Source organism: Skermanella pratensis (genome assembly GCF_008843145.1).
GTDB classification, from domain to species: domain Bacteria; phylum Pseudomonadota; class Alphaproteobacteria; order Azospirillales; family Azospirillaceae; genus Skermanella; species Skermanella pratensis.
Genome location: NZ_CP030265.1, coordinates 1,409,260 through 1,433,120, shown reverse-complemented (window position 1 = coordinate 1,433,120; position 23,861 = coordinate 1,409,260). Strand labels below are relative to the sequence as shown.

Genomic DNA, 23,861 nt, shown 5'->3' with positions numbered 1-23,861 from the left:
GAGGAGTGACCAACGCCATCCCGGCCACCGCTCTGCCTGCACCTAAGAGCACCCGGCACGTCTCCTTCCCGCGGTCGCTCGCTCGACGGTGGACTTCCTATGGGGTACCCGTCGATTCAGCTGAAAGGAGCGCTTTCCCGGCCGGGATGTTTGGTATTGTTCTGCCGAAACGGATCGCGGCCTCGGAAATCCGGTCGGTTGCGCACGACCGGTAGGAGGTGTCCCGTCCGTGCACGCCACAAGGTGGTCCCCCGATTCGCTGGATGCGACCTGCGCGCCGGCCCATGGGAGCCGTCACGCCATTGCCTCACCGCGACGGCCCGCCGAACCTCGACAGGTCCGGTGAATGGCTAGGTCCATTCACTCAGTGGCCTGAGTGCTTCCGCCCCCATGGCTGATGGCGGCTTGGTCCTGCCCGCCACCGCTGATCTGGATTCGACGCTCCTTCTACACTTCGGCCAGCTTGAGCAGTGCCACGGTTAGCACGCCGTCACCGAAGGTCGCATGGCCCCGGTCGGGACCGACCGCGAAGGGCCAGGCGGACCGAGCGGGCGAAGTTGCCGTAGGACCGCTCCATGACATGGCAGTTCTGTTGCCTGTCCTCCTGCTCCGCCTTCTTCTCGCCGCGGATCGTCAGGACGTCGTCGATTAGCTTGATCTCGACGTCATTCTGGCTGACGCCCCGGCAGCTCGACGACGACCTTCAGGTCCTAGTTGGTATCGCTGACATCAATGCGCGGCACCGCCGCGCTGCCGGAGGCGAACGTCTCGGGGCCAGTCCCGCCCTCGGCCAAGCCGAAGCTCCGGAAAGCATCATCGAACAGGCGGTTCATCTCGCGATGCAGGGCAAGGAACGGGTCACCGCCTTGCCGCAGGGAAAGAGCAGCGAAACCGCCGAATGAGGATGGAAGCAGGGATCGCCGTTGCATTGCAATCCTCTATTTCCAAGTGCGGAGCGTGACGGGTTTATTTGCGATGTAAGTTCGGGGCCGTGAAACGATTACTGTCGGCATGGGTGACATCGGCTGGACAGGCTCAGACGCCGATCGCCAACAGAACGCTTTCCGTCATTGAACGACTCCATTGGAAATTACCAGGACTGGGGGCTTAGGAACCCGCATTGGCGCTCACTATCACGAATTTCCTGCCGGGTACCCGCCGCTCAGGGAGGAAAGGGACCATTTCCTTGGCGGGGAACATCCAGCCGGCCTGCTGAAAACGAAGGTGATCCGACCATCTGAGGGTTCAGTCCACCACGAAGCGTGCGACGGCATCCTCATCCCACGCCATGCCCAGACCCGGCCCGCGCGCCGTGACCATGCCGCCGACCGGGCGCACCGGCTCGGCCAGGACGGCGCCGGCCATGTCCAGGTATTCCAGGAAGTGGCAGGTCGGGCTGACGGCCAGCGTATGCGCGCTCGCCTCGATGAACAGATGACTGGAAAGCGGCAGGCTGGCCGCCTCGGCCAGGGCCATGGCACGCAGCCACCCCGTGATGCCGCCGATCTTCATCAAGTCGGGCATCGCCAGGTCGCAGGCGCGCGCCGCCACCGCATGGGCCATGTCCGAAGGGAACCACCAGTTCTCGCCGGTCTGGACGGGGACCGGTGACGCGGCGCGGACGCGCGCATGCCCTTCCAGGTCCTCGGCGGCGACCGGCTCCTCCACCCAGGTCAGGTCATAGGCGGCCAGCCGTTCCACGCGGCGGATCGCCTCGGTGGCGCTCTGCGACTGGTTGAGGTCGACCATGAGCTGGACGTCGGGCCCGATGATGTCGCGGACCGCGCGGACCATGGCCGCGTCCTCGGCGGCGCTGCGCTCGCCGATTTTGATCTTGATGGCCCGGAAGCCGGCGTCGACGGACGCTTCCAGCATCGCCCGGTCAGCCACCGGATCAACCAAGCCGAAGCTGTCGTAGGCGGGCACCGGCCTGACGGTCCCGCCGAGCAGTTCGGCGACCGGCCGATCGGCGGCACGGCCCAGCGCATCCCACAGCGCCATGTCCAGCCCGGACAGCGCCATGCCGACGAGGCCCTGCCGGCCCAGAAGCCGGAAGGTCCGCGACAGGTCGAGATACCGGTCGGCCGGTGCGACGGGCTGGCCGACAATCTGACCGGCGAGGTCGGTCAGGAACATGCAGAGCGGCTTCAGCACCAGGGGCGTGTAGCAGAAGATGTAGGCGCGTCCGATGACGTCCTGATCGGTCTGGACGTCGATCAGGACCAGCGGTGCTGCCGGGATGGCACCCGAGGCCGTTCGCAGCGGCCGCAGCATCGGTGCGAGCACCGGCCGTACATGCAGTGATTGGATGGTCGGCAGCATGGTCATGTCTGGTCCCTCTGGATATGGAGCTTCAGGTTGTTCCGGCCTTGAGTAAGATCATCCTTGTTTCGAGAACGGTGACCGCAAGCACAAATTTTCCGCCGGGTACCCGTCGTTCGAGGAAGAAGGGGCTGTTTCCTGGGTGGGGAATACCCGCTGGGTCTGCCGGAAATGATCGGGTCGGGTTGCTCGCGACCAGCTCAAGCAGTCCCGTCGCGCGATCCGTATAGGGGGGGTGGGGGTGTGCGAACGCGGCACTCCTGAGCTTAGCCTATGGGACCTGCCACCGTCGCGGTTCAGTCACCGCACTCGGCAGGCGCTGGTCAGCCGCTTATTCGCTATTTGAGCTGTAGGCGACGAAACCCCTGTGCAATGATGGTTTGTTGGTGATATCGGATGCTGCCTGACGATCTGGACCGGAGCAGCTTGTAGTGCCATCACCATCGACCCGCACCAAGGTCTTCATCAGCTACAGCCACGCGGACAAGGAATGGCTGGACCGGCTGAAGCGGCATCTAAAGCCGTTGGTCCGTGAGGGCAACCTGGACTGTTGGGACGATACCCGCATCCGGCCTGGTGATGACTGGAAGCAGGAAATCCAGAACGCTCTCGACAGGGCCCAGGTCGCGGTGCTGCTGATCAGCGCTGATTTCTTCGCCTCGGATTTCATCGATGAGACCGAACTGCCGCCGCTGCTAGAAGCCGCCAAGGCCAAGGGGGTGCGCATCCTGCCGGTGATCCTCAGCGCATCCCGTTTCGCGCGGAGTCCGGACCTGGCCCGCTTCCAGGCCATCAATCCGCCCAGCCGCCCTCTGAGCGACATGCTGCCAGCTGAGCAGGAGAAGGTGCTCGATCACCTTGCCCACACGATCGAGAGCATCTTCGACCCTCGGTAGCCCCCCCGCGACCCCCGGGCACTCCGCCGGGGGGGCCTTCAGATATGTCCAATCCCAATCGCCGCCGGATGCTGAAGGCTGTTCGAGAGACTTGGATCGACGGCTATCTGAAGCATTCGCTGGACAACCTTGTCCGTATCGAGCTGGGTCTGGAGGAAATCCCAGACGCCATCAGCCGGCCGTGGGATGTGATCGTGCAACAGCCCAACCGAGCACCCCGGCCGCTGCCACCAGGGCAAGCGATGGACACCGTCCTCGACGAGTTGGGCCAGGCGCTGCTCATTCTGGGAGCTCCGGGAGCGGGCAAGACAACGCTGCTGCTGGAGCTAGCCCGCGACCTGCTGGACCGGGCGGAGCGGGACGTGAGTCATCCCATGCCGGTGGTCTTCCACTTGTCGTCCTGGGCGGTGCGGCGGCGCCCGCTGGCGGACTGGTTGGTCGATGAGTTGGCCGAGCGTTACTACGTACAGCGCAAGCTCGCCCAGACCTGGATCGAGGCCGACCAAGTCCTGCCCTTGCTGGACGGTTTGGACGAGGTCGCGCCGGAGCATCGCGCAGGATGTGTCGAGGCGATCAACACGTTCCACCATCGGCACGGACTTGTTCCGCTGGCCATGTGCTGCCGTGCGGCGGACTACCAAGCACTTTCGACGCGCGTGGAGTTGTCGGGAGCGGTCGCCATCGAACCGCTCTTACGGGCGCAGGTCAGCACCTACCTGAAACAGGCTGGAAAGCCGCTGGATGGGGTGCGGACGGCCTTGCGGGAAGACGAAACGCTTTGGGAGCTATTGGACACGCCGCTGATGCTCAGCATCGTTACGCTGGCATATCGAGGGCGGTCGGCAGCCGAGGTAAGGGCAACCGGATCGCTGGAGGAGCGGCGGGCGCACCTGTTTGCAAATTACAGCGAACGCATGTTCGAGCGCCGGACCAAAGCCACCGACTACACGCGGGAGCAGACCATCCTCTGGCTGGCTTGGCTAGCCCGCTCGTTGATGCATGCCAACCTGAGCGTATTCTACGTAGAGTCGATGCAGCCACGTTGGCTGCCGTTAAAGGGACAGCGCCGGCTCGTGTCTATGATTCCAAATATATTCTCCGGATTGGCTGCTGGATTGATCTCAGGTCTACTTGGTGGGCTACGTAACGGCTCCTTCTACGGACTAGCAGTAGGCATAGCTTTTGGCTTGATCTTTGGACTAGGTAGCTGGCTGAACAATGATGATCGTATATCGCCTGCTGAGATACTAGGATGGTCATCAGCATGGATAAATGTAAAACGAATTTTGGTAATCAGTTTGGTCATTGCACTTGTCAATGGGTTTATTCTTGGAATGGTTGAGAACTTAATATTCGGGTTGATTGCCGGCTTAGCTTTAGGCTTGGTCAGTGGCTTATTCATGTTAATAGAGGGGGGGATGTTCATTGGGGGAATGACATATCGAACGCACCCAAATGAGGGCATAAAAAGATCATTAAGAAACTCGATAACAATATCGCTGATCAGCGGATTAACAGGTGGACTTTCAAGCGGATTGGGGTTTTGGCTGTTCTTTGGCCCAGATACCGCTTTGTTCGGAGCGATACAATTCGGAATGCTAGCTGCTTTATATTCAGGATTATCTAATGGTGGAATTGCTTACTTAAAACATTATGCCTTGCGCGTTTTGTTATGGCGCAATGGCTATACCCCATGGGACTACATCCCGTTTCTGGATTATGCGGCCGAGCGCGTCTTTCTGCGCAAGATCGGCGGTGGATACATTTTTACTCACCGGCTCCTGATGGAGTATTTTGCGACTCTGGAGCCAATCGAGCAAGGCGGGCAGACCAAGGCCGAGCAACGGCAGTGATCAGGTAGGCAATCGCGATTACAAATTCTGCGCAGGTACTCATCGATCCAGCCGTAAGGGGCGGTTTTCCGGCTGATAATGTCTGGCGGCGATCTGCCGGAACCGAACTGCGATCTGAAAAAACTGGTCCGGTTACGCGCGACAGGATCAAGGAGTCCCGCCCGCGCGCATCATATGGGGGCTGCCGGGTTCGCTGGATGCGGTCTGGCCGACCGGCCCATGGGACCCGGCCAGGCCAGCGCCACGATGTGGTCAGCCGCCGCTGACCGTCCGGTCTATATCGTCAGTACCCAACCCGAACTCCCGCCGCGCCGTTGGAGTTGCACCCTGCTAGCCATCGCTGCGCCCTTATACCAGCGGCACTGAACATTGACCGACCGAGGGCGTAGCAACTGTTTTTGTGAGCCGCATCGTTGGGTGTGGATATACAACTTCAAGCAGCATGCATGGTCACGGGAAGACGCCGCCGTCAGCGGTTTGCCGCGGCGGTTGTCGGACGTGCTCTTGGCCGCCCCCACCTCGGTCCAGCGGGCGGCGGGCGGAGCGGCCATCAAGGACGCTGCGCGCCGCTCCGCGGTGGCCTTCGGCCCTCCTTGACCGCCGCTCCGCCCGCCGCCCGCTGGACCCTCAGGTCGGGACGGAGGGATGGTGCCGCCGGTCGAACAAAGGGATGGGGCTCAGGATGCCGTGGCGGAGGCGGCTTCGGCCGGCGGCCCGTCGGCGGCGTACTCCGCCACCCAGGGCCGGCCCGTCCGGAGCAGGGCGTTGAGGATCACCAGCGCCTTGCGCATGCAGGCGACCAGCGCCACCTTGCCCGGCTTGCCGCGTCCCTTCAGGCTGTCATAGAAGGCCTTGAGCGTGGCGTTGTGGCGCAGGCCGACCCGGCCGACGTGGAACAACGCCCGGCGCACCTTGGCCCGGCCGCCGAAGATCGTGCGCACCCCGCGCAGGGTGCCGCTGTCGCGGGCGAACGGCGCCAGGCCGGCCAGGCTGGCCGCCTGCCGGCCGGTCAGGCTGCCCAACTCGGGCATGTGGACCACCAGCATGGCCGCGCTCAGCGGCCCGACCCCGGGGAAGCTGCGCAGCAGGGCGGCCCGCTGCCGCAGCCCCGGGTCGTCGTTCAGCTTCGCCTCGATCATCCAGGCCAGGGTGTCGGCCTCGGTGCGCAGCGCTTCCAGCGCCGTCTCGGCGCGCCGGCGCATGAAGTCGCCGCGCAGGTGCTTGAGCTGATGGCCGCGCGCGACGATCTCGGCCAGGATCTGGTCGCGGTAGTCGAGCATCTCGATCAACTCGGCGCGCAACGGCTCCGGGACCGGCGTCGGGCGGGGACGGGTGGCCTCGCCGAAGGCCTGGAGCATCCGGGCGTCGACCCGGTCGGTCTTCGCCAGCTGGCCGGTCGAGCGGGCGAAGTCACGCGCCCACTTGGGATTGACGACGGCGACCGGCACATCGGCCCGGGCCAGGGCGTGGTGCAGTTCGCGCTCGCAGCCGCCCGACGCTTCCATCATGACCAGCACCTCGTCGCCGCCCGCGCGCAGCGCGCCCAGCACCGTCGCGAGGGCGGTGTGGCCCTCGGCCGTGTTGGGAAGGCGCCACGCGCCGCGGCCCGGCACGCCGCAGGTGTCAAGATAGGCTTTGGAGGCATCGATCCCGATGCAGTAGGATTGGCAAGACATGGTGAACTCGTCCTTGTCTGCGGCGTCCGGCCAAAAGCACGGCGCCTGGCAACTGTGCGAGAAACGCCGAGGGCTCGGGGCAGGCACTCTGCTACGTGCGGTGCCTAACCTTGGTTGGGCTCAGTGTCCTGACCCCGTGAACCGGGTGCTCCTGACGGGGCACCCGGTTCCCCCCGACAAAACCTCTATACAACGTCACCAAAAGACAAGGTTGGACCTCTTCAGCCCGATATCTCTGCCGGAACTCACCGGCCAATCTTCAATGCCGTTGGTATTAGAGGGTGTTGAGGTGAAGTCTATCGATCTACAGCTCGGTTGTGCATACATGTATGCGTGCAGTGAACGTGTTCGTACATTATCAGGCAGAAGCCCATAGAAGAAAATCAAAGATACAATACACGAAAAAGGGCGAAATTTCTCGGTCGGTACATGCGAGTTAAACATGTAAATCACAGCAGCATGATAAATAAAAGCTCAATATGGTAGCATTAGACGAAAACTTCTTCGTCCAACACGTTTGTAAGTTTTATGCTAAATGATCGACAGAGTCATCTCAACACCCTCTTAAGCCTCGTTACTCGCACCACGGCCCTCTGTCGCGTTCCCTTGAACGACATGCAAGGGAACGCGACAGAGTGACTCTGCCGTGGCCGTGGGTCGCTTACTACCGGGTCAGCACCGACAAGCAGGGCCGCTCCGGGCTCGGACTGGAGGCCCAGCAGGAAGCGATCCAGTCCTTTCTCGACAGCGGGAGCTGGACCCTGGCCGCCGAGGTGACGGAGGTCGAGAGCGGCAAGCGCAACGACCGGCCCGAGCTGGACCAGGCGCTCGGCCTGTGCCGCCTGTACGGCGCCACTCTGGTGGTCGCCAAGCTCGACCGCCTGGCGCGCAACGTCGCCTTCATCTCCAAGCTGATGGAAAGCAACATCGACCTCGTGGCGGCGGACTTCCCCCAGGCCAACCGCCTGACCATCCACATCCTGGCCATCGCGATGATCACCCAGCGTACCATTCCGCAAGGATGATGCCTGTCACAGATACCGGCAGGCATTACCCTCATGGCTCCGAGGCCTTTGTAACCCGAGTGTTACCCGATACTCGAAAGGGCTCACGCCAGACACCTAAAAATGATCGGCTATGTTTCTGAAATTAAATAGGAAAAGAGTGGCGCGCCCTGCTGGATTCGAACCAGCGACCGTCCGCTTAGAAGGCGGGTGCTCTATCCAGCTGAGCTAAGGGCGCTTGAAGGAGGCGGGCGCCCCGCGCGTCCTCAGCGGACGCGGTCGGGGCGGAAGTTGTCGGCGTAGTTGCGCGGGCGGACGCGGCGCTGGTGCGCGTCCTGGACCATGTAGTCCCAGCCCTTGCGCTCGGCGAAGGCGACCGCTTCGTCCTTGGTCGGAAACTTGAGGCGAACCTGGTTCAGGGTGTCGCCGGACGAGATCCAGCCCATCAGGGGCTCGGCACGCCGCGGGGTCGCGATCTCGTATTCCAGGACCCAGTCACCCATCTTGCCGCGACCGGACTGCATGGTCGACTTGCTGGGCTGATAGATACGCACCTGCATGGTTCGCTTCTCCACGACTTCTCGCATATGGTCGGAGCGCCGAGATTCGAACTCGGGACCCTCTGCTCCCAAAGCAGATGCGCTACCAGACTGCGCTACGCTCCGCCAGGGCGTGACATACATCATCGGGGCAAAGTCAGCAACCCACTGCCCCCGGCGCCCCCCGAAGAAAGTTCCGGAGCTTTGTCATATGGACATATGCAGGGAGCCGTGGCATTCGGCGATCAGCCACCGACGCCGGATATCGACCCCGGATATCGCCCCGAGACATCGGCCCGACACGAGGATCCCGAGTGACCCAGCAATCCATGTTCCTGCCGCCGGCGATCCACCGGTACATCCTGGACAATTCGCTGCGCGAGCCGCCAGTGCTCGCCCGGCTCCGCGCCGAAACGGCCAGCCTGACCCAGGGCTATTACCAGATAGCGCCGGAGGAAGGGCAGATGCTGACCCTGGTGCTGGAATTGCTGAGGGCGCGGCGGACGCTCGACATCGGCGTGTTCACCGGCTACAGCGCCACCGTGGCCGCCCTGGCGCTGCCGCCGGAGGGCCGGGTAGTCGCCTGCGACGTCAGCGTGGAATGGACCGACGTGGCGCGGCGTTACTGGGCCGAAGCCGGCGTCGCCGACAAGATCGACCTGCGGCTGGCTCCGGCGACGGAGACGCTGTCGGCCCTGATCGGCGAGGGAGCCGCGGGCAGCTTCGACTTCGCGCTGATCGACGCGGACAAGGAGCTTTACCCGACATATTACGAGCAGGCGCTGACGCTCGTGCGGCCGGGCGGCGTGATCGCGATCGACAACACGCTGTGGCGCGGCACCGTCGCCGATCCGGAAGCGACGAAGCCGAAGACTGAGACGTTCAGGGCCTTCAACGCCTTCGTCCATGCCGACGAGCGGGTAACCCAGGTGCTGCTGCCGCTGGGCGACGGGCTGACCTTGGCGCGCAAGCGCCCCTGACGGTCAGCCCTGCTGCTGGAAGGCCGGGTGGACCACCCGGTCGCCGGCGCGGATGCCCAGGCGGGCGGCCATGCCGCCGTTGATCTCCAGCACGCCCTTCACCTGCCCCGCGGAACTGATGGTGTCCAGCGACTGGGGCACCGCGTTCTCGTGGATGTTGACGATCCGACCGTCGGGACCGATGAACACCATGTCGAGCGGGATGAACGTGTTCTTCATCCACATGGACATGGTCTGGAGCTTCGGCAGGACGAACAGCATGCCCGCGTCGGGCGCCATGGTCTCGCGGAACATCAGCCCCTGCGCCATCTGGCGCGGTGTCTCGGCGATCTCGACGGCGAAGGGGTACTTGCCGCCCGAGGCGGTTTCGATGGTCAGGCGGTCCGTGCGGAAGGTCTCCGCGGCGGACAGGGAGCCCTGACCGGCCGCAACCAGCAGCAGGACTAGGGTGAGGGTTCGGATGATCGCGGCAGCCATGGTCCAGTCGCTACAGGAGCCCGTTGCATATGTAAAGCATTTGGGCGGTCCCGGCACCGTCAGGACATGACGGCGTCCACGACCTGCCGGATCTCGTCGCGCACCGGGCCGGGGCGTGGGGCGTCGGCGAGGGTGGTGAACCAGTGTTCCGGCGGGTTCTGGCCCTGGCGGCGGTTCCAGGTCAGGGCGCGCAGCACCTCCTCGGCGTCCGGTGTCACCAGAACATCGGGGTCGATGCCGTTGAGGGTGGCCCAGACCCCGGTCCAGCAACGGCCGACCGACCACGGGTTATAGCCGCCGCCGCCCAGCACGAGCACCCGGGGAGCCAGGGTGGCGAGGGAGCGGACGGCATTCCACAGGGCGCGGTTCGACAGGTCCAGCCGGCTCATCGGGTCGTCGGCCAGGGCGTCGGCGCCGCACTGGATCACCACCGCGTCGGGGGCGAAGCCCCGGCCCAGCGGCATCAGGGCATTGTCCAGGATGTAATCCAGCTCGGAATCGTTGAACTCCACGGGGACCGGCAGGTTTCGGGCCATGCCGCCGGCGCGGTCCCCGACCTTGCCGGTATAGGGCCAGCGCGTGCCCTCGTGGACCGACACGGTCAGCACCCGGTCGTCGTCGGCGAAGGCGTACTCCACCCCGTCGCCGTGGTGGGCGTCCAGGTCGGCGTAGTAGACGCGGTTCACGCCGCCGTCGAGCATGGTCAGGATCGCGAGCACCGGGTCGTTGAAGTAGCAGAAGCCGCTGGCCCGATCGCGCAGGCCGTGGTGGGTGCCCCCCGCGGGGTTGTAGATCACCCCCTCGTGCTCGGCCAGCAGGCGGCCGGCCAGGATCGAGCCTCCCGACGCCGTGGCGGGGCGGCGGAAGACCTCGGCGAAGATCGGATTCTCCAGCCGGCCGATATTGTAGCGGTCGCGCGCCTCGACATCGAGCCGCTGCTCCGCCTCGGCCCGGCGGACCGTCTCTATATATGTGCGGTCGTGGAAGCGGGCGAGCTGGTCGGGGGTCGCCCTGGGGCTGTCCAGATAGGCCCGGTGGTCCAGCCACCCCATGGCCCGGGAAAGGTCGATCGCGGTGGAGACCCGGGGGATCGCGAGCGGGTGCTTCTTGCCGTAGGTCGAGGCGCGGTAGATCTCGCTTCCGATGAAGAGCGGGCCGATAGGATGGGACGGGTTCAGCATGGACCCTGACCTAGGCCGGCACCCGCGATTCGTCAACTATGTGCGTATTCGGTGTCCCGGCGCCTTGCCACGGCCTCGCGGACTTGCAATAGTCTGTCCAACCTCACTGGGGGAGCCGATGGTCGGCTGAGAGGTCCCAAGACGCGGGACGACCCCTGGAACCTGATCCGGTTGATACCGGCGTAGGGATCAGTGACCCATGCACGACCTCGTGCGGCCGACCGTGTCGGCCCGTCCTCCCAGCATCGGCGTGAGAATTGAGCGGGCCCGCCTGACCTATGGCGGCGTGCGGCTGTTCGACGGGCTGGATTTCGCGCTGGAAGGCGGCGGCTGCACCTGCCTCCTGGGACCCAGCGGCGTCGGCAAGACCACGCTGCTGCGGCTGATCGCCGGGCTGGCCGATCCGGAGCCGCCGACGGTGCTGACCGCGGAGGACGGGCGACCGCTGGACGGCCGGGTCGCCTACATGGCGCAGCAGGACCTGCTCCTGCCGTGGCTCGGCGCGCTGGACAACGTCCTGCTGGGGCCGAGGCTGCGCGGCGAGGCGGTGGGTGCCGCCCTGGTGGACCGGGCGCGCGGGCTGCTCGACGCGGTCGGGCTCGGCGACCGGCTGCAGGCCCGGCCGGCGGAACTGTCGGGCGGCATGCGGCAGCGGGTGGCGCTGGCCCGCACCCTGATGGAGGACCGGCCGGTCGTGTTGATGGACGAGCCGTTCTCGGCGCTGGACGCGATCACCCGGCTGAGGCTCCAGGAACTGGCGGCCGGTCTGCTGGCGGGCAGGACGGTGCTTCTGGTCACCCACGACCCGCTGGAGGCCTTGCGGATCGGGCACCGGATCCACGTGATGGCGGGACAGCCGGCGGAAATCGGGCCGGCGATCTCGCCGGAGGGGACGCCGCCGCGGCCGGCCGACGATCCGGCGCTTCTGGCGCGCCAGGCCGAGTTGCTGAGGCGGCTCTCGTCATGAGGACAGGGGCGTCGTGATGATGCGGGCGGTACGGCCTGTGGTGACCGCCGTGGTCCTGGTCGCGGCGTGGCAGGCGCTGGTCTGGGGCACCGGGGTGCCGCGCTTCATCCTGCCCGATCCGGCGCGGGTGGCGGTGGCGCTATGGGAGCGGGCCGGCCTGATCGGCTATCACGCGCTGTTCACGATCGGGGAGATCCTGGGCGGGCTGGCGCTCGGCGTCGTGCTGGGCGCCGTCACGGCATTGACGCTCAGCTATTTCCGGCCGGCGCGGCGCTGGCTGATGCCGGTGCTGGTGTTCAGCCAGGCGATCCCGGTGTTCGCGCTGGCGCCGCTGCTGGTGCTGTGGCTGGGCTACGGCATGGCGTCCAAGGTCGCGATGGCGACCCTGATCATCTATTTCCCGGTCACATCGGCCTTCTTCGACGGGCTGAGGCGGACCGAGCCGGGCTGGCTGGACCTCGCCCGGACCATGGGCGGGTCGCGCTGGACGACGCTGCTGCGCATCCGCCTGCCGGCAGCATTGCCCGCCTTCGCCTCCGGCCTGCGGGTCGCCACGGCGGTGGCGCCGATCGGCGCCGTCGTGGGCGAGTGGGTCGGGGCGTCGGCCGGGCTCGGATACCTGATGCTGCACGCCAACGGGCGCATGCAGGTGGACCTGATGTTCGCAGCATTGCTGACCTTGGCGGCCATAGCGGTGACGCTCTATTTCGCGGTGGACGCGCTGCTGCGCCGCGCCCTGCCGTGGCAACGGGACAAGAATCCAGACGAAGAGAGGGACTGAACACCCATGCGTACCGAAGCATCGCGCCGATCGTTCCTGAAGGCCGGGCTGGCGGGGTTGGTCCTGGCGGCCGGCATCGCCACCTCGGCGCCCGCACTGGCCCAGGACAAGCTCACAATCCTGCTGGACTGGTTCGTGAATCCCGACCACGCGCCGCTGTACGTGGCGCGGGAGATGGGATATTTCCGCGACGCCGGGCTGGAGGTCGAGATGGTGGCCCCGGCCGACCCGAACGACCCGCCCAAGCTGGTCGCCGCGGGCCGGGCCGACCTGGCGGTCTCGTACCAGCCGCAGCTCCAGATGCAGGCGGCCGAGGGTCTGCCGCTGACCCGGATCGGGACGCTGATCGCGACGCCGTTGAACACGGTGGTCGTGCTGGCGGACGGGCCGGTCAAATCGATCGCGGACTTGAAAGGGCGCAAGGTCGGCTACTCGGTCGGCGGGCTGGAGGACGCCCTGCTCGGCGCGATGCTGGAGAACGCGGGGCTGAAGCTGTCCGACGTGGAACTGGTCAACGTCAATTTCAGCCTGTCGCCGGCGCTGCTGTCGGAACAGGTCGACGCGGTGGTCGGGGCCTACCGGAACTTCGAGCTGAACCAGCTCGACATCGAGGGCAAGGCCGGCCGCGCCTTCTATCCGGAGGAGCACGGCGTTCCGCCCTATGACGAGCTGGTCATCGTCGCCAACCGCGAGAAGATCGCCGACCCGCGCCTGCCCCGCTTCCTGGACGCGGTCGAGCGCGGCACGCTGTACCTGATCAACCATCCGGCCGAGTCGTGGAAGCTGTTCGTCAAGGCTAACCCCGAGTTGGACGACGAGCTGAACCGGCGCGCCTGGCGCGACACCCTGCCCCGCTTCGCCCACAGCCCCTCGGCGCTGGACGCGAGGCGCTACGAGCGGTTCGCGAAGTTCTTGAAGGAGCGGGAGTTGATCGGGGAGATTCCGAATCTGGCGGACTACGCGGTCGAGCTTCGCTGAGCGCCGTCCTTGCCATTATGCCGCATAGTTGCGTGTGCGGCAGATGTTGATCATGCCGCGTTCTGCGGTATCGTGCGGCATGATTCAACTGAGACGCGCACTATCGGATGCCGAGCGGATCGACTGGCTGCGGCTGATCCGGACCGAGAATGTCGGTCCGGTGACCTTCGCCCGCCTGCTGGAGCGGTACGACACGGCCACCCAGGCCATCAAGGCGCTGCCCGACCTCGCCCGGCGTGGAGGCCGCACGGCACCGCTGCGGATATGCTCGAAGGCCGAGGCCGAGCGGGAGATCGCGGCGGCCCGCAAGGCGGAGGTGCGGCTTATCGCCTCGTGCGAGCCCGACTACCCGGTTGCGCTGGCCGCGATCGAGGACGCGCCCCCGGTCATCGCGGTGAAGGGACATGCGCATCTGCTGCGCGGCCGCTGCATCGGCATGGTCGGCGCCCGCAACGCCTCGACCAACGGCAAGCGCTTCGCGGAGACGATGGCCCGCGACCTGGGAGCGGCCGGGTTCGTCGTGGTCTCGGGCATGGCGCGCGGGATCGACACCAGCGCCCATGCCGGATCGCTGGGCACCGGCACCGTCGCGGTGGTGGCCGGCGGCGTGGACGTGATCTACCCGGAGGAGAACGCGGCGCTCCATGCCCGGATCGCCGAGCAGGGCGCCGTGGTGGCCGAATGTCCGATGGGCACCCAGCCCATGGCGCGCCACTTCCCCCGGCGGAACCGCATCATCTCCGGCCTGTCGCTGGGCGTGGTCATCGTCGAGGCGACGCCGAAATCCGGGTCGCTGATCACCGCGCGAACGGCGGCGGAACAGGGCCGCGACGTCTTCGCGGTCCCGGGTTCGCCGCTCGACCCGCGCTCGCGCGGACCCAACGACCTGCTGCGCAACGGCGCCAGTTTCGCCGAGGGCGCCGACGACATCATCCAGGCCTTCACGGGAGTCGAGGCGCCGAAATTGCGGGAGCGGGAACCGGACCTTTTCTCCGCCGCGAAGCCCATGCACCTGGATGATGCGAGCTTCGAGGAAATCCGCGACCGGCTGATGGAATGCTTGGGTTATACACCGGTCCCCGTTGACGAACTGGTCAGAGGGTGCCAATTGTCTGCGTCGGTAGTACGGAGCGTGCTGACTGAGCTTGACCTTGCCGGTCGGGTTCAGCATCTGCCCGGAAATCAGGTCGTCCTGATTCAGCAATAAAAACTGAAAAAGAGACCGAACGCAAACAAGAGGCGGATTTCGCTTGTCTGGCAGCAATCTAGTCATCGTCGAATCCCCGGCCAAAGCGAAGACGATCAACAAGTATCTTGGTCCGGACTTCACCGTTTTGGCCAGTTTCGGCCATATTCGGGATCTCCCGCCGAAGGACGGCTCCGTTCGTCCCGAGGAAGACTTCGCAATGTCCTGGGAACTGGGCGACCGGTCCAAGCGCCATGTCGACGAAATCTCGCGCGCCATCCGCGGCGTGGACCACGTCTTCCTGGCCACCGACCCGGATCGCGAGGGGGAGGCGATCGCCTGGCACGTGCAGGAAGTGCTGCGCGAGGCGAAGCTGCTCGACAAGGTCGACGTCCGCCGGGTCACCTTCAACGAGATCACCAAGGGCGCCGTCCTGGACGCCATGAAGCGTCCGCGCGACCTTAACCGCGAGTTGATCGAGGCCTATCTGGCGCGCCGGGCGCTGGACTATCTGGTGGGTTTCACCCTGTCGCCGGTCCTGTGGCGGAAGCTTCCGGGATCGCGGTCGGCGGGACGCGTGCAGTCGGTGGCGCTGCGGCTGATCTGCGAGCGCGAGGCCGAGATCGAGGTCTTCCGGCCGCAGGAATACTGGTCGATCGAGGTCACCTTCCAGACCGCCGGAGGCGCGCAGGTCAAGGCGCGGCTGACCCAGTTGGACGGCAAGCGCCTGGACAAGTTCGCGCTGGGCGAGGCCGGCGCCGCGAACGCGGTGGTCGAACGGCTGAAGCCGCTGAGCTACGCCGTCCATTCGGTCGAGCACAAGCAGGTCAAGCGGAACCCCTACCCGCCCTTCACGACCTCGACCCTCCAGCAGGAGGCGTCGCGCAAGCTGGGCATGGGCGCCACCCGGACCATGCGGGTCGCCCAGAAGCTCTACGAGGGCGTCGATATCGGCGGCGAGGCGGTCGGCCTGATCACCTATATGCGGACCGACGGCGTCCAGCTTTCCAACGACGCGATCGGACAGGTGCGAGAGCTGATCGGCTCCCAGTACGGCGGCGACTATGTGCCGGAGAGCCCGAGGATCTACAAGTCGACCGCCAAGAACGCCCAGGAAGCGCACGAGGCGATCCGCCCGACCGACCTGCTGCGCCGGCCGGAGGATGTGGCCCACCAGCTGGAACGGGACGAGTTGCGCCTCTACGAGCTGATCTGGAAACGGACCGTCGCCTCGCAGATGGAGAGCGCGGTGCTCGACCAGGTGGCGGTGGACATCGCGTCGTCGGACGGCAAGGCGGTGCTCCGGGCGACCGGCTCGGTCGTGCTGTTCGACGGCTTCCTCCGGGTCTACCAGGAGGAGCGCGACGACTCGGTGGACGAGAAGCTCGCCGCCGAGGACGAGGCCGAGGCGCGGCTGCCGCCGGTCAAGGAAGGCGACGCGATGAAGCGCGGCGCGGTCGATCCCGAGCAGCATTTCACCCAGCCTCCTCCGCGCTACACCGAGGCGAGCCTGGTGAAGAAGCTGGAGGAGCTGGGCATCGGGCGCCCCTCGACCTATGCCAGCATCATGCAGGTGCTCCAGGACCGCGACTATGTGGAGCTGGACAAGCGGCGCTTCGTCCCGCAGGACCGCGGCCGGCTGGTGACCGCGTTCCTGACCAGCTTCTTCGAGCGCTATGTCGAGTACAACTTCACCGCCGACCTGGAGTCCAAGCTGGACGACGTGTCTGGCGGTCGGCTCGACTGGAAGACGGTTCTCCGGGACTTCTGGAAAGCCTTCTCGGCCGCGGTCGAGGGCACCAAGGACCTGACGATCACCCAGGTGATCGACGAGTTGGACAAGGAACTGGGACCGCACTTCTTCCCCAGCGCGACCAAGGACGGCACCGATCCCCGCGTCTGCCCGTCCTGCCACGCGGGCAGGCTCGGCCTGAAGCTGAGCCGGAACGGTGCCTTCATCGGCTGCTCCAATTATCCGGAGTGCCGCTATACCCGCTCGCTGGCGGTCGCGACCGGAGACGAGGAGGCCGACGCCCTGGCCGATGGGCCGCGCGAGCTGGGCGACGATCCGGCGACCGGGCTGCCGGTCAGCGTGCGGCGCGGGCCTTACGGCGCCTATGTCCAGCTGGGGCCGCGCCGCGAGGCGGCTCCGCCGGTCGAGGTGGCGGCGCCCGAGCCCGAACCGGAGGCCGGAGCCAAGAAGACCAAGGGCAAAGCCAAGGCGAAGCCCAAGGCCGAGGTGGAGAAGCCCAAGCGTGTTTCCCTGCCCAAGGGCATGTCGCCGACCGAGATCGACCTGGAGACCGCGCTGAAGCTGCTGGCGCTGCCGCGCGACGTCGGGCCGCATCCGGAGACCAAGGACATGATCACGGCCGGCATCGGCCGGTTCGGGCCCTACCTGAAGCTCGGTTCGACCTACAAGTCCCTGGCCCCGGACGACGATGTGCTGACCGTGGGGCTGAACCGGGCGGTCGTCCTGCTGGCGGAAGCCAAGAAGGGACCGGCGCAGGTGCCCGGCCGCGCCCTGGGCGACCATCCGCGCGACGGCAAGCCGGTAAGCCTCAACAACGGCCGGTTCGGTCCCTATGTGAAGCACGGCAAGCTGATGGCGTCGCTGCCCAAGGCCATGGTCCCCGCCGCCGAGGAGCTGACCCTGCAGCAGGCGATCGAGCTGCTGGACGCCAAGGCGGCCAAGGACGGCGGCAAGGCCCCGGCGGCCAAGGGCAAGGCCGCCAAGGCGGCTCCCGTGGAAAAAGTGAAGGACGTTGAGGAAGCCCCGGCGAAGAAGCCGGCGGCGGCCAAGGCGGCGCCGAAGAAGGCACCGGCCAAGAAGCCGGCCGCCGCGACAAAACCCAAGGCGCGCGCCGTCGCGTCGGGCGATTAGGGGATCCGCAGGTCGGCTGCCGCTTCGCTCTAGCCGACCTGCGGTGACTTCGACCCATTGCGTAGAAACAGAGTTCCATTGGCTGAAGAGAACCAGAAGAAGCCCGCCGCCCTCCCGTCACGGGACGAGATCCTCGCCTTCATCCGGAACAGTCCGGTACCCGTGGGCAAGCGGGAGATCGCGCGGGAGTTCAAGCTGAAGAGCGACGACCGCATCGCCCTGAAGGAGCTGCTGAAGGACCTGGAAAGCGAGGGTGCCGTCGAGCGCGATCGGGCGCGGCGGCTGGCCCCGCCGGCGGCGCTTCCGGCGGTCAGCGTGCTCGAAGTGGTGGAGATCGACACCGACGGCGAGGTCGTGGCCCGCCCCGTGGCCTGGACCTTGGACGAGCCGCCGCCGAAGATCTTCATGCAGCCGGAACGGCGCGGCCACCCGGCATTGCTGCCCGGCGACCGGGTGCTGGCCCAGTTGAGCCGGCAGAAGGACCGGGTCTATGCCGGCCGGACCATCCGCAAGCTGGAGAAGCACGGCACCGCCCGGGTGCTGGGCATCTACGAGATGACGCCCGACGGCGCCCGCCTGCGCCCGACCGACAAGCGCCAGCGCGCGGAGTTCCTGGTCACCCCGGCCAATTCGGGCGACGCGGAGAACGGCGAACTGGTGTTGGCGGAAGTGCTGCCGTCCAGCCGGTTCGGCCTCAAGCAGGCCCGGGTGGTCGAGCGGCTGAGCGACATGGCGAACCCGCGCTCGATCAGCCTGATCGCGATCCATTCCCAGGACCTCCCCACCGTGTTCAGCGAGGCGGCGCTGGAGGAGGCCGGGCGCGCCGAGCCGCCGACGCTGGAAGGACGCATCGATCTGCGCGACATCCCGCTGGTGACCATCGACGGCGCCGACGCGCGGGACTTCGACGATGCGGTCTGGGCCGAGCCCGATCCGGAGGTGCCCGGCGGCTGGCACGCGCTGGTCGCGATCGCCGACGTCGCCTTTTATGTCCGGCCGGGCCGGCCGCTCGACCGGGCGGCGTTCCAGCGCGGCAACTCGGCCTATTTCCCAGACCGGGTCGTGCCGATGCTGCCGGAGGCGCTGTCCAACGACCTCTGCTCGCTTCGGCCGGGGGAGGACCGCGCCTGCCTGGCGGTCCATCTGTGGATCGACGCGCGCGGCGAGTTGACGCGCCACCGCTTCGTCCGCGGGCTGATGCGATCCGCGGCGCGGCTGACCTATGAGCAGGTCCAGGCGGCGTGCGACGGCGCCCCGGACGACGACGTCGGGCCGCTGCTGGGTCCGGTGATCGCGCCGCTCTACGGCGCCTTCCGGACGCTGAACGAGGCTCGGGCGCGGCGCGGGACGCTGGAGCTGGATCTGCCGGAGCGGCAGGTCAGGCTGGACGAGCGCGGCGGCGTGGTCGCGATCACGCCGCGCAAGCGCCTGGACAGCCACCGGCTGATCGAGGAGTTCATGATCTGCGCCAACGTCGCGGCGGCGGAGGCGCTGGAGGCCAAGGGGGCCCCCTGCATCTACCGGGTCCACGACCAGCCGTCCATGAACAAGCTGGAGTCGCTGCGCGAGTTCCTGCACGGGATGGGCCACAAGCTGGCGCAGGGGACCTTGAAGCCCTCCGACTTCACCGGAATCCTGGAGCGGGTGCGCGGCAGGCCGGAAGCGGCGGTGATCAGCGAAGTGATCCTGCGCTCGCAGGCCCAGGCGTCCTACGATCCGGAAAACATCGGCCATTTCGGCCTGGCGCTGCGGCGCTACGCCCATTTCACCTCGCCGATCCGCCGCTATGCCGACCTTGTGGTCCACCGCGCCTTGATCCGGGCCCATGGCCTGGGCGCCGGCGGCCTGGACGATGCGGAGGCGGCCCGGATGACCGAGATCGCGGAGCATATCTCGTCGACGGAACGCCGCGCGGCGCTGGCCGAGCGGGACGCGGGCGACCGCTTCACGGCGGCGTTCCTGGCCGAGCGGGTGGGCGCCACCTTCAGCGGGCGGATCACCGGGGTGACCCGGTTCGGGCTGTTCGTCGAACTGGACGAGACCGGCGCCGACGGGCTGGTACCGGTCAGTTCGCTGCCCGACGACCAGTACGAGCACCAGGAGCGCAGCCACGCGCTGGTCGGCCGCCGGTCGGGCCGGAGCTACCGGCTGGGCGCCCCGGTCAAGGTCAAGCTGGTCGAGGCCGACCCGGTGCTCGGCAGCACGCTCTTCGTCCTGCTGGAGGACGACGGCGCCGACCTGCCCTGGCTGCGCGGTTCGCCCGGAAAATCGAAAGCCCGCGGCAAACGGCGCGATCGGTAAAGCCACCCGCGCCACTGGCAAAAGACGCGATTCGTGATAATACTCTGTTCCATGGACGAACCGCCCCAGATGCAGCGCTCCCGGGAACTCGAACCGCCGCCAGGCTCCTTCCTGACGGGGCTGTTGCGGGGCATCCGCCGCCGCTGCCCGGGATGTGGCCGCAGCCATCTGTTTTCCCGTTACGTGACGGTCGTCCCGAATTGTCCCGATTGCGGGCTGGAGACAAGCGCCTATCGCGCCGACGACGCGCCGCCCTACTTCACGATCTTCGTGGTGGGCCACGTCGTCATTCCCGGCATGCTGCTGCTGGAACGGAATTTCCATCCGGAACCTTGGGTACACATGGTGACCTGGGTGCCGATGACCCTGCTGCTGACCCTCGCCTTGCTTCCGCCGATCAAGGGAGCCGTAATCGGAGCGCAATGGGCACTTCGCATGAAAAGCTGAGGCCGCGCCGCGGTTTTTCCGGCGCGCTGATGGGTGTCCTGCTGCTCGCGGGATGTACGGCGGAGCCATCCTCGCTGGCGGCCCAGACGCCGCCATCGCAGATCGGCGAGCAGGTCTTCGCCGTTGGCTACGGCAGGATCGCGGAGATTTACCTGAACCCGGTGGACATGGGACAGTTGACCACCGACGGTCTGCGCGGGTTGTCCAAGATGGACGCGGCCATCGCCGTCGACCGCTCGCCCAGCACCGTGCGGGTCACCAGCAACGGCCAGCCGGTCGGCGAGTTCACGGCACCTCCGGCCAATGACGCGGGCGGCTGGGCCGCCGTCACCGCGCAGGCGATCGAGCGGGTTCGGTTGAGTTCCACGCCCCTGCGCCAAGCCTCGCCGGAAGACATCTACCAGACCGTGTTCGACGCCATCATGGCCGACCTGGACAGCTATTCCCGCTACACCAGCGCCCAGCGGGCGGGCAACGAGCGGGCGCAGCGCGAAGGCTATGGCGGAGTGGGCGTCGGGGTGGAGACCAAGGACGGCCGGTTCGTCATCAGCGAACTGGTCGGCCACGCTCCGGCCGCCCGTGCCGGGCTCAAGTCGGGCGAGTCGATCATCGCCATCGACGGCGACCTCACGGGCTACATGAGCCTTCAGGATGTCCGGGACCGGCTGCGCGGCCCGTCGGGCACCCTCGTGCTGGTCACGGTCGAGGCCGCCGCCGGCGGACAGAGCCGCCGGGTCCCGCTCCGGCGCGAGCGGGTGATCCCCAACACGGTCGCCATCTCGATCGACAACGGCGTGGCCGTGCTGTCGATCGAGCGCTTCAACGCCGCGACCTCGCTGAACGTGCGCGAGGCGATCGACGTCGCGCGCACCCAGATGGGCCGCAAGGCGGTCGGGTTCGTGCTGGACCTGCGCGGCAATCCCGGCGGCCTGCTCGACCAGGCGGTCGCCGTCGCCGACCTGTTCATCCCGCAGGGGCGTATCATCACGACGGCCGGACGGCATCCCGACAGTATCCAGCAGTTCGACGCCACCCACGACGACCAGACCGATGGCCTGCCGCTGGTCGTGCTGATGGACGGCCGCTCAGCCTCCGCGTCGGAGATCGTGGCCGCAGCCCTTCAGGACAGCGGGCGCGCCGTGGTGGTCGGCGCCTCCTCCTTCGGCAAGGGCAGCGTCCAGACCGTCACCCGCCTGCCCAACGACGGCGAGCTGTTCCTGACCTGGTCGAGGATCTACGCCCCGTCGGGATACACGCTGCACCGGCAGGGCGTCACGCCGACGATCTGCACCAGCAAGGACCCCAGCGACGCCGATGCCGTGATCAGCCAGCTTCAGGCCGGCCGGCTCGGAATGCCCGGCACGCTGGCGAGCTGGCGCTCGGCGGCCCCGGACGACGAGTCGGCGCTCCACCAGCTGCGCGACGCCTGCCCCTGGAAGACCCACGAGGCCGACCTGGACCTGCGGGTCGCGAAACGGCTGCTGGCGGATCGGGCGCTGTACCAGCGGGCGCTTCAGCTTTCGACGACGTTGCTCGCGGAGCGGTGAGCCGGAAATCGTAAGGGTTTCCCGGCCCGGGACTTGACTCCGGCGGCCAGCCGGGTATCTTCCGCGCTCACTTTGTCGTGCTACCGGGTCAACGCGATCCTGGAGCATCGCGGACGAACACGGGATCCAGAGTTATGGCGAAACAGAATACCGTTCTGATCCGGCTTGTCAGCTCGGCTGGCACCGGCTTCTTTTATGTGAAGAAGAAGAACCCCCGCAAGACCACAGAGAAGCTTGAGTTCCGGAAATACGATCCGGTCGTGCGCCAGCACGTCGCTTTCAAGGAAGCGAAGATCAAGTAATCCGTCTCGAACGGAAACGAAAGGCCGCCCCCCGGGCGGCCTTTCGTGTTTCTGGAGATTTCGTGTTTCTGGAGAGTGCCGGTCCCGTGCATCAGGGAGCGGCGGGACGCCGCCCCTTCCGCAACAGCTAGGCCCGGATCGGGGCCTGGGCGTCGTCGGCGGCGACGGTCTTGTTGCGGCCGGAGCGCTTGGCCCGGTAGAGCGCGTCGTCGGCCCGCTTCAGCATAGCCTCGGCGGTATCGGTAGCCCCATCCACGACGGAGATGCCGATACTGATGGTGACCGTGATCTCACCCACCGGAGCGCTGACGGCGAACACGTCCTCGCCGACGCGCCGGCGTAGCCGCTCGGCGACGGCGATGGCCGATTCGCGGTCGGTGTCGGGCATCACGACGATGAATTCCTCGCCGCCGTAGCGGGCCACCAGGTCGAAGTTGCGCAGGTTCCGGTTGGCACGCGCCGCGACCTCCTTCAGCACCTCGTCGCCGACTCCGTGGCCGTAGGTGTCGTTGACGGTCTTGAAGTGGTCGATGTCGAACATCAGGATGGCGACCGGCTTCTGGCTCTCCCAGCTCCGCTCCATCAGGCGCGGCAGGTGGGCATTGACGTAGCGGCGGTTGAACACCCCGGTCAGGCTGTCGGTCAGGGCCATGGACAGGCTCTGCTCGTAATTGTGCCGGAGCTTTTCATGGTACCGCTTGCGCCGGACCTGGGTCCGGACGCGGGCCAGCAGCTCGTTGCGGTCGATCGGCTTGAGCAGGTAGTCGTTCGCCCCCAGCTCCAGCCCCTTGGCGACCCGGGCGAGATCGCCTTCATCCGCGACCAGCAGGATCGGCGCCTGCCGGGTGCGCTCATGGCTGCGCAGCAGCGAGCAGAGCCGGAGCGCGTCCTCGTTGAGCAGGGTGAGGCTGACGATGATCAGCTCGAAATCCTCGGCCAAGCCGAGCTCGAGCGCCTGGGCGGAGGTTTCCGCCGCGATCACGCTGTCGGTATCCCGACGCAGGGTGTCGGCGATCTTCTCCAGGTCGATCGGGCTGTCCTCGACCACCAGCACCCGGGCCTCGGACGCGGTCTCGTTGCGGACCGTCATCGCCTGGTCGAGGATGCCGAACTGGCCGGAGGTCGATTCCCGCAGCCGCCATTCGTCCATCATCATCTTGAGACGGACGAGCGACCGGACCCGCGCGAACAGCGCGATGTCGTTGACCGGTTTGGTCAGGAAATCGTCGGCGCCCGCCTCCAGCCCGCGCACCCGGTCTGAGGCGTCGGACAGCGCCGTGATCATCACCACCGGGATGTGCATGGTGGTCGGATCGGATCGGATGCGTTCGCACACCTCGAATCCGTCCATGCCCGGCATCATGACGTCCAGCAGGACGATGTCCGGAGATTCCTTCTTGATGCGTTCGAGTGCTTCCGGCCCGTTATAGGCCGTGATCACATCGAAATATTCGCGGGTGAGTTTCGCCGCCAGCAACTTTACGTTGGGCAGAACGTCGTCAACTACGAGAACGCGCGCCGACATGGCCCCTCAGTTTCC

Annotated in this window: 21 protein-coding genes, 2 tRNA genes and 1 riboswitch; of the genes, 14 read left to right on the top strand and 9 right to left on the bottom strand. The window is 66.6% G+C overall.

The annotated features are described in order from the left end of the window. Positions 1–490: 490 nt before the first annotated feature. Positions 491–631 (bottom strand): Hsp20/alpha crystallin family protein, encoded by a 141-nt coding sequence (locus tag DPR14_RS29020; RefSeq protein WP_425501037.1) that lies wholly within the window; start codon positions 629–631, stop codon positions 491–493. Between DPR14_RS29020 and DPR14_RS27760 the strand changes: the two genes are divergently transcribed. Beyond that, entirely contained in the window at positions 576–902 is a 327-nt protein-coding gene (locus DPR14_RS27760) for a hypothetical protein (RefSeq protein WP_211103939.1), read from the top strand. The genes DPR14_RS29020 and DPR14_RS27760 overlap by 56 nt on opposite strands. Before the next feature lie 343 nt (positions 903–1,245). On the opposite strand, the gene DPR14_RS06505 is transcribed toward DPR14_RS27760, so the two are convergent. Beyond that, positions 1,246–2,328 carry an enolase C-terminal domain-like protein gene (locus DPR14_RS06505; RefSeq protein WP_158044419.1) on the bottom strand — a complete coding sequence of 361 codons (1,083 nt, stop codon included), beginning with the start codon at positions 2,326–2,328 and terminating at the stop codon, positions 1,246–1,248. Positions 2,329–2,753: 425 nt separating this feature from the next. On the opposite strand from DPR14_RS06505, the gene DPR14_RS06500 reads away from it, so the two are divergent. Together DPR14_RS06500 and DPR14_RS06495 are read left to right on the top strand one after the other, a co-directional pair. Continuing rightward, complete coding sequence (locus DPR14_RS06500; RefSeq protein WP_158044418.1) at positions 2,754–3,218, top strand: toll/interleukin-1 receptor domain-containing protein; 465 nt, start codon at positions 2,754–2,756, stop codon at positions 3,216–3,218. Between the two features lie 44 nt (positions 3,219–3,262). After that, a complete protein-coding gene (locus DPR14_RS06495; RefSeq protein ID WP_158044417.1) occupies positions 3,263–5,071 on the top strand; it encodes an NACHT domain-containing protein in 1,809 nt (602 codons plus the stop codon). A gap of 677 nt (positions 5,072–5,748) precedes the next feature. Here the strand turns inward: DPR14_RS06495 and DPR14_RS06490 are convergent. Beyond that, the gene (locus DPR14_RS06490) at positions 5,749–6,747 is read right to left on the bottom strand and encodes an IS110 family RNA-guided transposase (protein ID WP_158043700.1); all 999 of its coding nucleotides are present in this window, start codon (positions 6,745–6,747) and stop codon (positions 5,749–5,751) included. A 635-nt stretch (positions 6,748–7,382) separates the two neighbouring features. Here DPR14_RS06490 and DPR14_RS06485 point away from each other — a divergent pair. Next, a complete protein-coding gene (locus DPR14_RS06485) occupies positions 7,383–7,772 on the top strand; it encodes a recombinase family protein (RefSeq protein ID WP_158044416.1) in 390 nt (129 codons plus the stop codon). A 140-nt stretch (positions 7,773–7,912) separates the two neighbouring features. On the opposite strand, the gene DPR14_RS06480 is transcribed toward DPR14_RS06485, so the two are convergent. The 3 genes from DPR14_RS06480 to DPR14_RS06470 form a co-directional block, all read right to left on the bottom strand. Further along, positions 7,913–7,989, bottom strand: a tRNA-Arg gene (locus DPR14_RS06480). A gap of 28 nt (positions 7,990–8,017) precedes the next feature. Then, a complete protein-coding gene (locus DPR14_RS06475) occupies positions 8,018–8,311 on the bottom strand; it encodes an ETC complex I subunit (RefSeq protein WP_192499318.1) in 294 nt (97 codons plus the stop codon). A gap of 28 nt (positions 8,312–8,339) precedes the next feature. Further along, a tRNA-Pro gene (locus DPR14_RS06470) sits at positions 8,340–8,416 on the bottom strand. 188 nt (positions 8,417–8,604) lie between these two features. Here DPR14_RS06470 and DPR14_RS06465 point away from each other — a divergent pair. Continuing rightward, positions 8,605–9,270: a class I SAM-dependent methyltransferase gene (locus tag DPR14_RS06465; protein ID WP_158044414.1), complete on the top strand. Its 666-nt coding sequence runs from the start codon at positions 8,605–8,607 to the stop codon at positions 9,268–9,270. 3 nt (positions 9,271–9,273) lie between these two features. Here DPR14_RS06465 and DPR14_RS06460 read toward each other — a convergent pair whose 3' ends face one another. Together DPR14_RS06460 and DPR14_RS06455 are read right to left on the bottom strand one after the other, a co-directional pair. After that, positions 9,274–9,747, bottom strand: a complete 474-nt coding sequence (locus DPR14_RS06460; RefSeq protein ID WP_158044413.1) for a DUF192 domain-containing protein — start codon at positions 9,745–9,747, stop codon at positions 9,274–9,276. A 59-nt stretch (positions 9,748–9,806) separates the two neighbouring features. Beyond that, positions 9,807–10,928, bottom strand: a complete 1,122-nt coding sequence (locus DPR14_RS06455; RefSeq protein ID WP_158044412.1) for an acetoin utilization protein AcuC — start codon at positions 10,926–10,928, stop codon at positions 9,807–9,809. 98 nt (positions 10,929–11,026) lie between these two features. Continuing rightward, a riboswitch (TPP riboswitch) is annotated at positions 11,027–11,136 on the top strand. Between DPR14_RS06455 and DPR14_RS06450 the strand changes: the two genes are divergently transcribed. The 9 genes from DPR14_RS06450 (at position 11,128) to rpmG (ending at position 22,321) form a co-directional block, all read left to right on the top strand. Continuing rightward, entirely contained in the window at positions 11,128–11,895 is a 768-nt protein-coding gene (locus DPR14_RS06450) for an ABC transporter ATP-binding protein (protein ID WP_158044411.1), read from the top strand. It overlaps the preceding riboswitch by 9 nt. A gap of 19 nt (positions 11,896–11,914) precedes the next feature. After that, a complete protein-coding gene (locus DPR14_RS06445; RefSeq protein ID WP_158048015.1) occupies positions 11,915–12,676 on the top strand; it encodes an ABC transporter permease in 762 nt (253 codons plus the stop codon). A 6-nt stretch (positions 12,677–12,682) separates the two neighbouring features. Next, positions 12,683–13,654 carry an ABC transporter substrate-binding protein gene (locus DPR14_RS06440; protein WP_158044410.1) on the top strand — a complete coding sequence of 324 codons (972 nt, stop codon included), beginning with the start codon at positions 12,683–12,685 and terminating at the stop codon, positions 13,652–13,654. Positions 13,655–13,733: 79 nt separating this feature from the next. After that, a complete protein-coding gene (gene dprA / locus DPR14_RS06435) occupies positions 13,734–14,861 on the top strand; it encodes a DNA-processing protein DprA (RefSeq protein WP_158044409.1) in 1,128 nt (375 codons plus the stop codon). A 43-nt stretch (positions 14,862–14,904) separates the two neighbouring features. Continuing rightward, entirely contained in the window at positions 14,905–17,724 is a 2,820-nt protein-coding gene (topA, locus tag DPR14_RS06430; protein ID WP_158044408.1) for a type I DNA topoisomerase, read from the top strand. A gap of 78 nt (positions 17,725–17,802) precedes the next feature. Continuing rightward, positions 17,803–20,025 (top strand): ribonuclease R, encoded by a 2,223-nt coding sequence (gene rnr, locus DPR14_RS06425; RefSeq protein ID WP_158044407.1) that lies wholly within the window; start codon positions 17,803–17,805, stop codon positions 20,023–20,025. Positions 20,026–20,076: 51 nt separating this feature from the next. Continuing rightward, complete coding sequence (locus tag DPR14_RS06420) at positions 20,077–20,472, top strand: DUF983 domain-containing protein (protein WP_158044406.1); 396 nt, start codon at positions 20,077–20,079, stop codon at positions 20,470–20,472. Further along, positions 20,448–22,019: a S41 family peptidase gene (locus DPR14_RS06415; RefSeq protein WP_192499317.1), complete on the top strand. Its 1,572-nt coding sequence runs from the start codon at positions 20,448–20,450 to the stop codon at positions 22,017–22,019. Before DPR14_RS06420 ends, DPR14_RS06415 begins: the two co-directional genes overlap by 25 nt. A 134-nt stretch (positions 22,020–22,153) precedes the next feature. Next, entirely contained in the window at positions 22,154–22,321 is a 168-nt protein-coding gene (gene rpmG, locus DPR14_RS06410; protein WP_044426262.1) for a 50S ribosomal protein L33, read from the top strand. Positions 22,322–22,448: 127 nt separating this feature from the next. On the opposite strand, the gene DPR14_RS06405 is transcribed toward rpmG, so the two are convergent. Beyond that, positions 22,449–23,846 (bottom strand): PleD family two-component system response regulator, encoded by a 1,398-nt coding sequence (locus DPR14_RS06405; RefSeq protein WP_158044405.1) that lies wholly within the window; start codon positions 23,844–23,846, stop codon positions 22,449–22,451. Between the last annotated feature and the right edge of the window lie 15 nt (positions 23,847–23,861).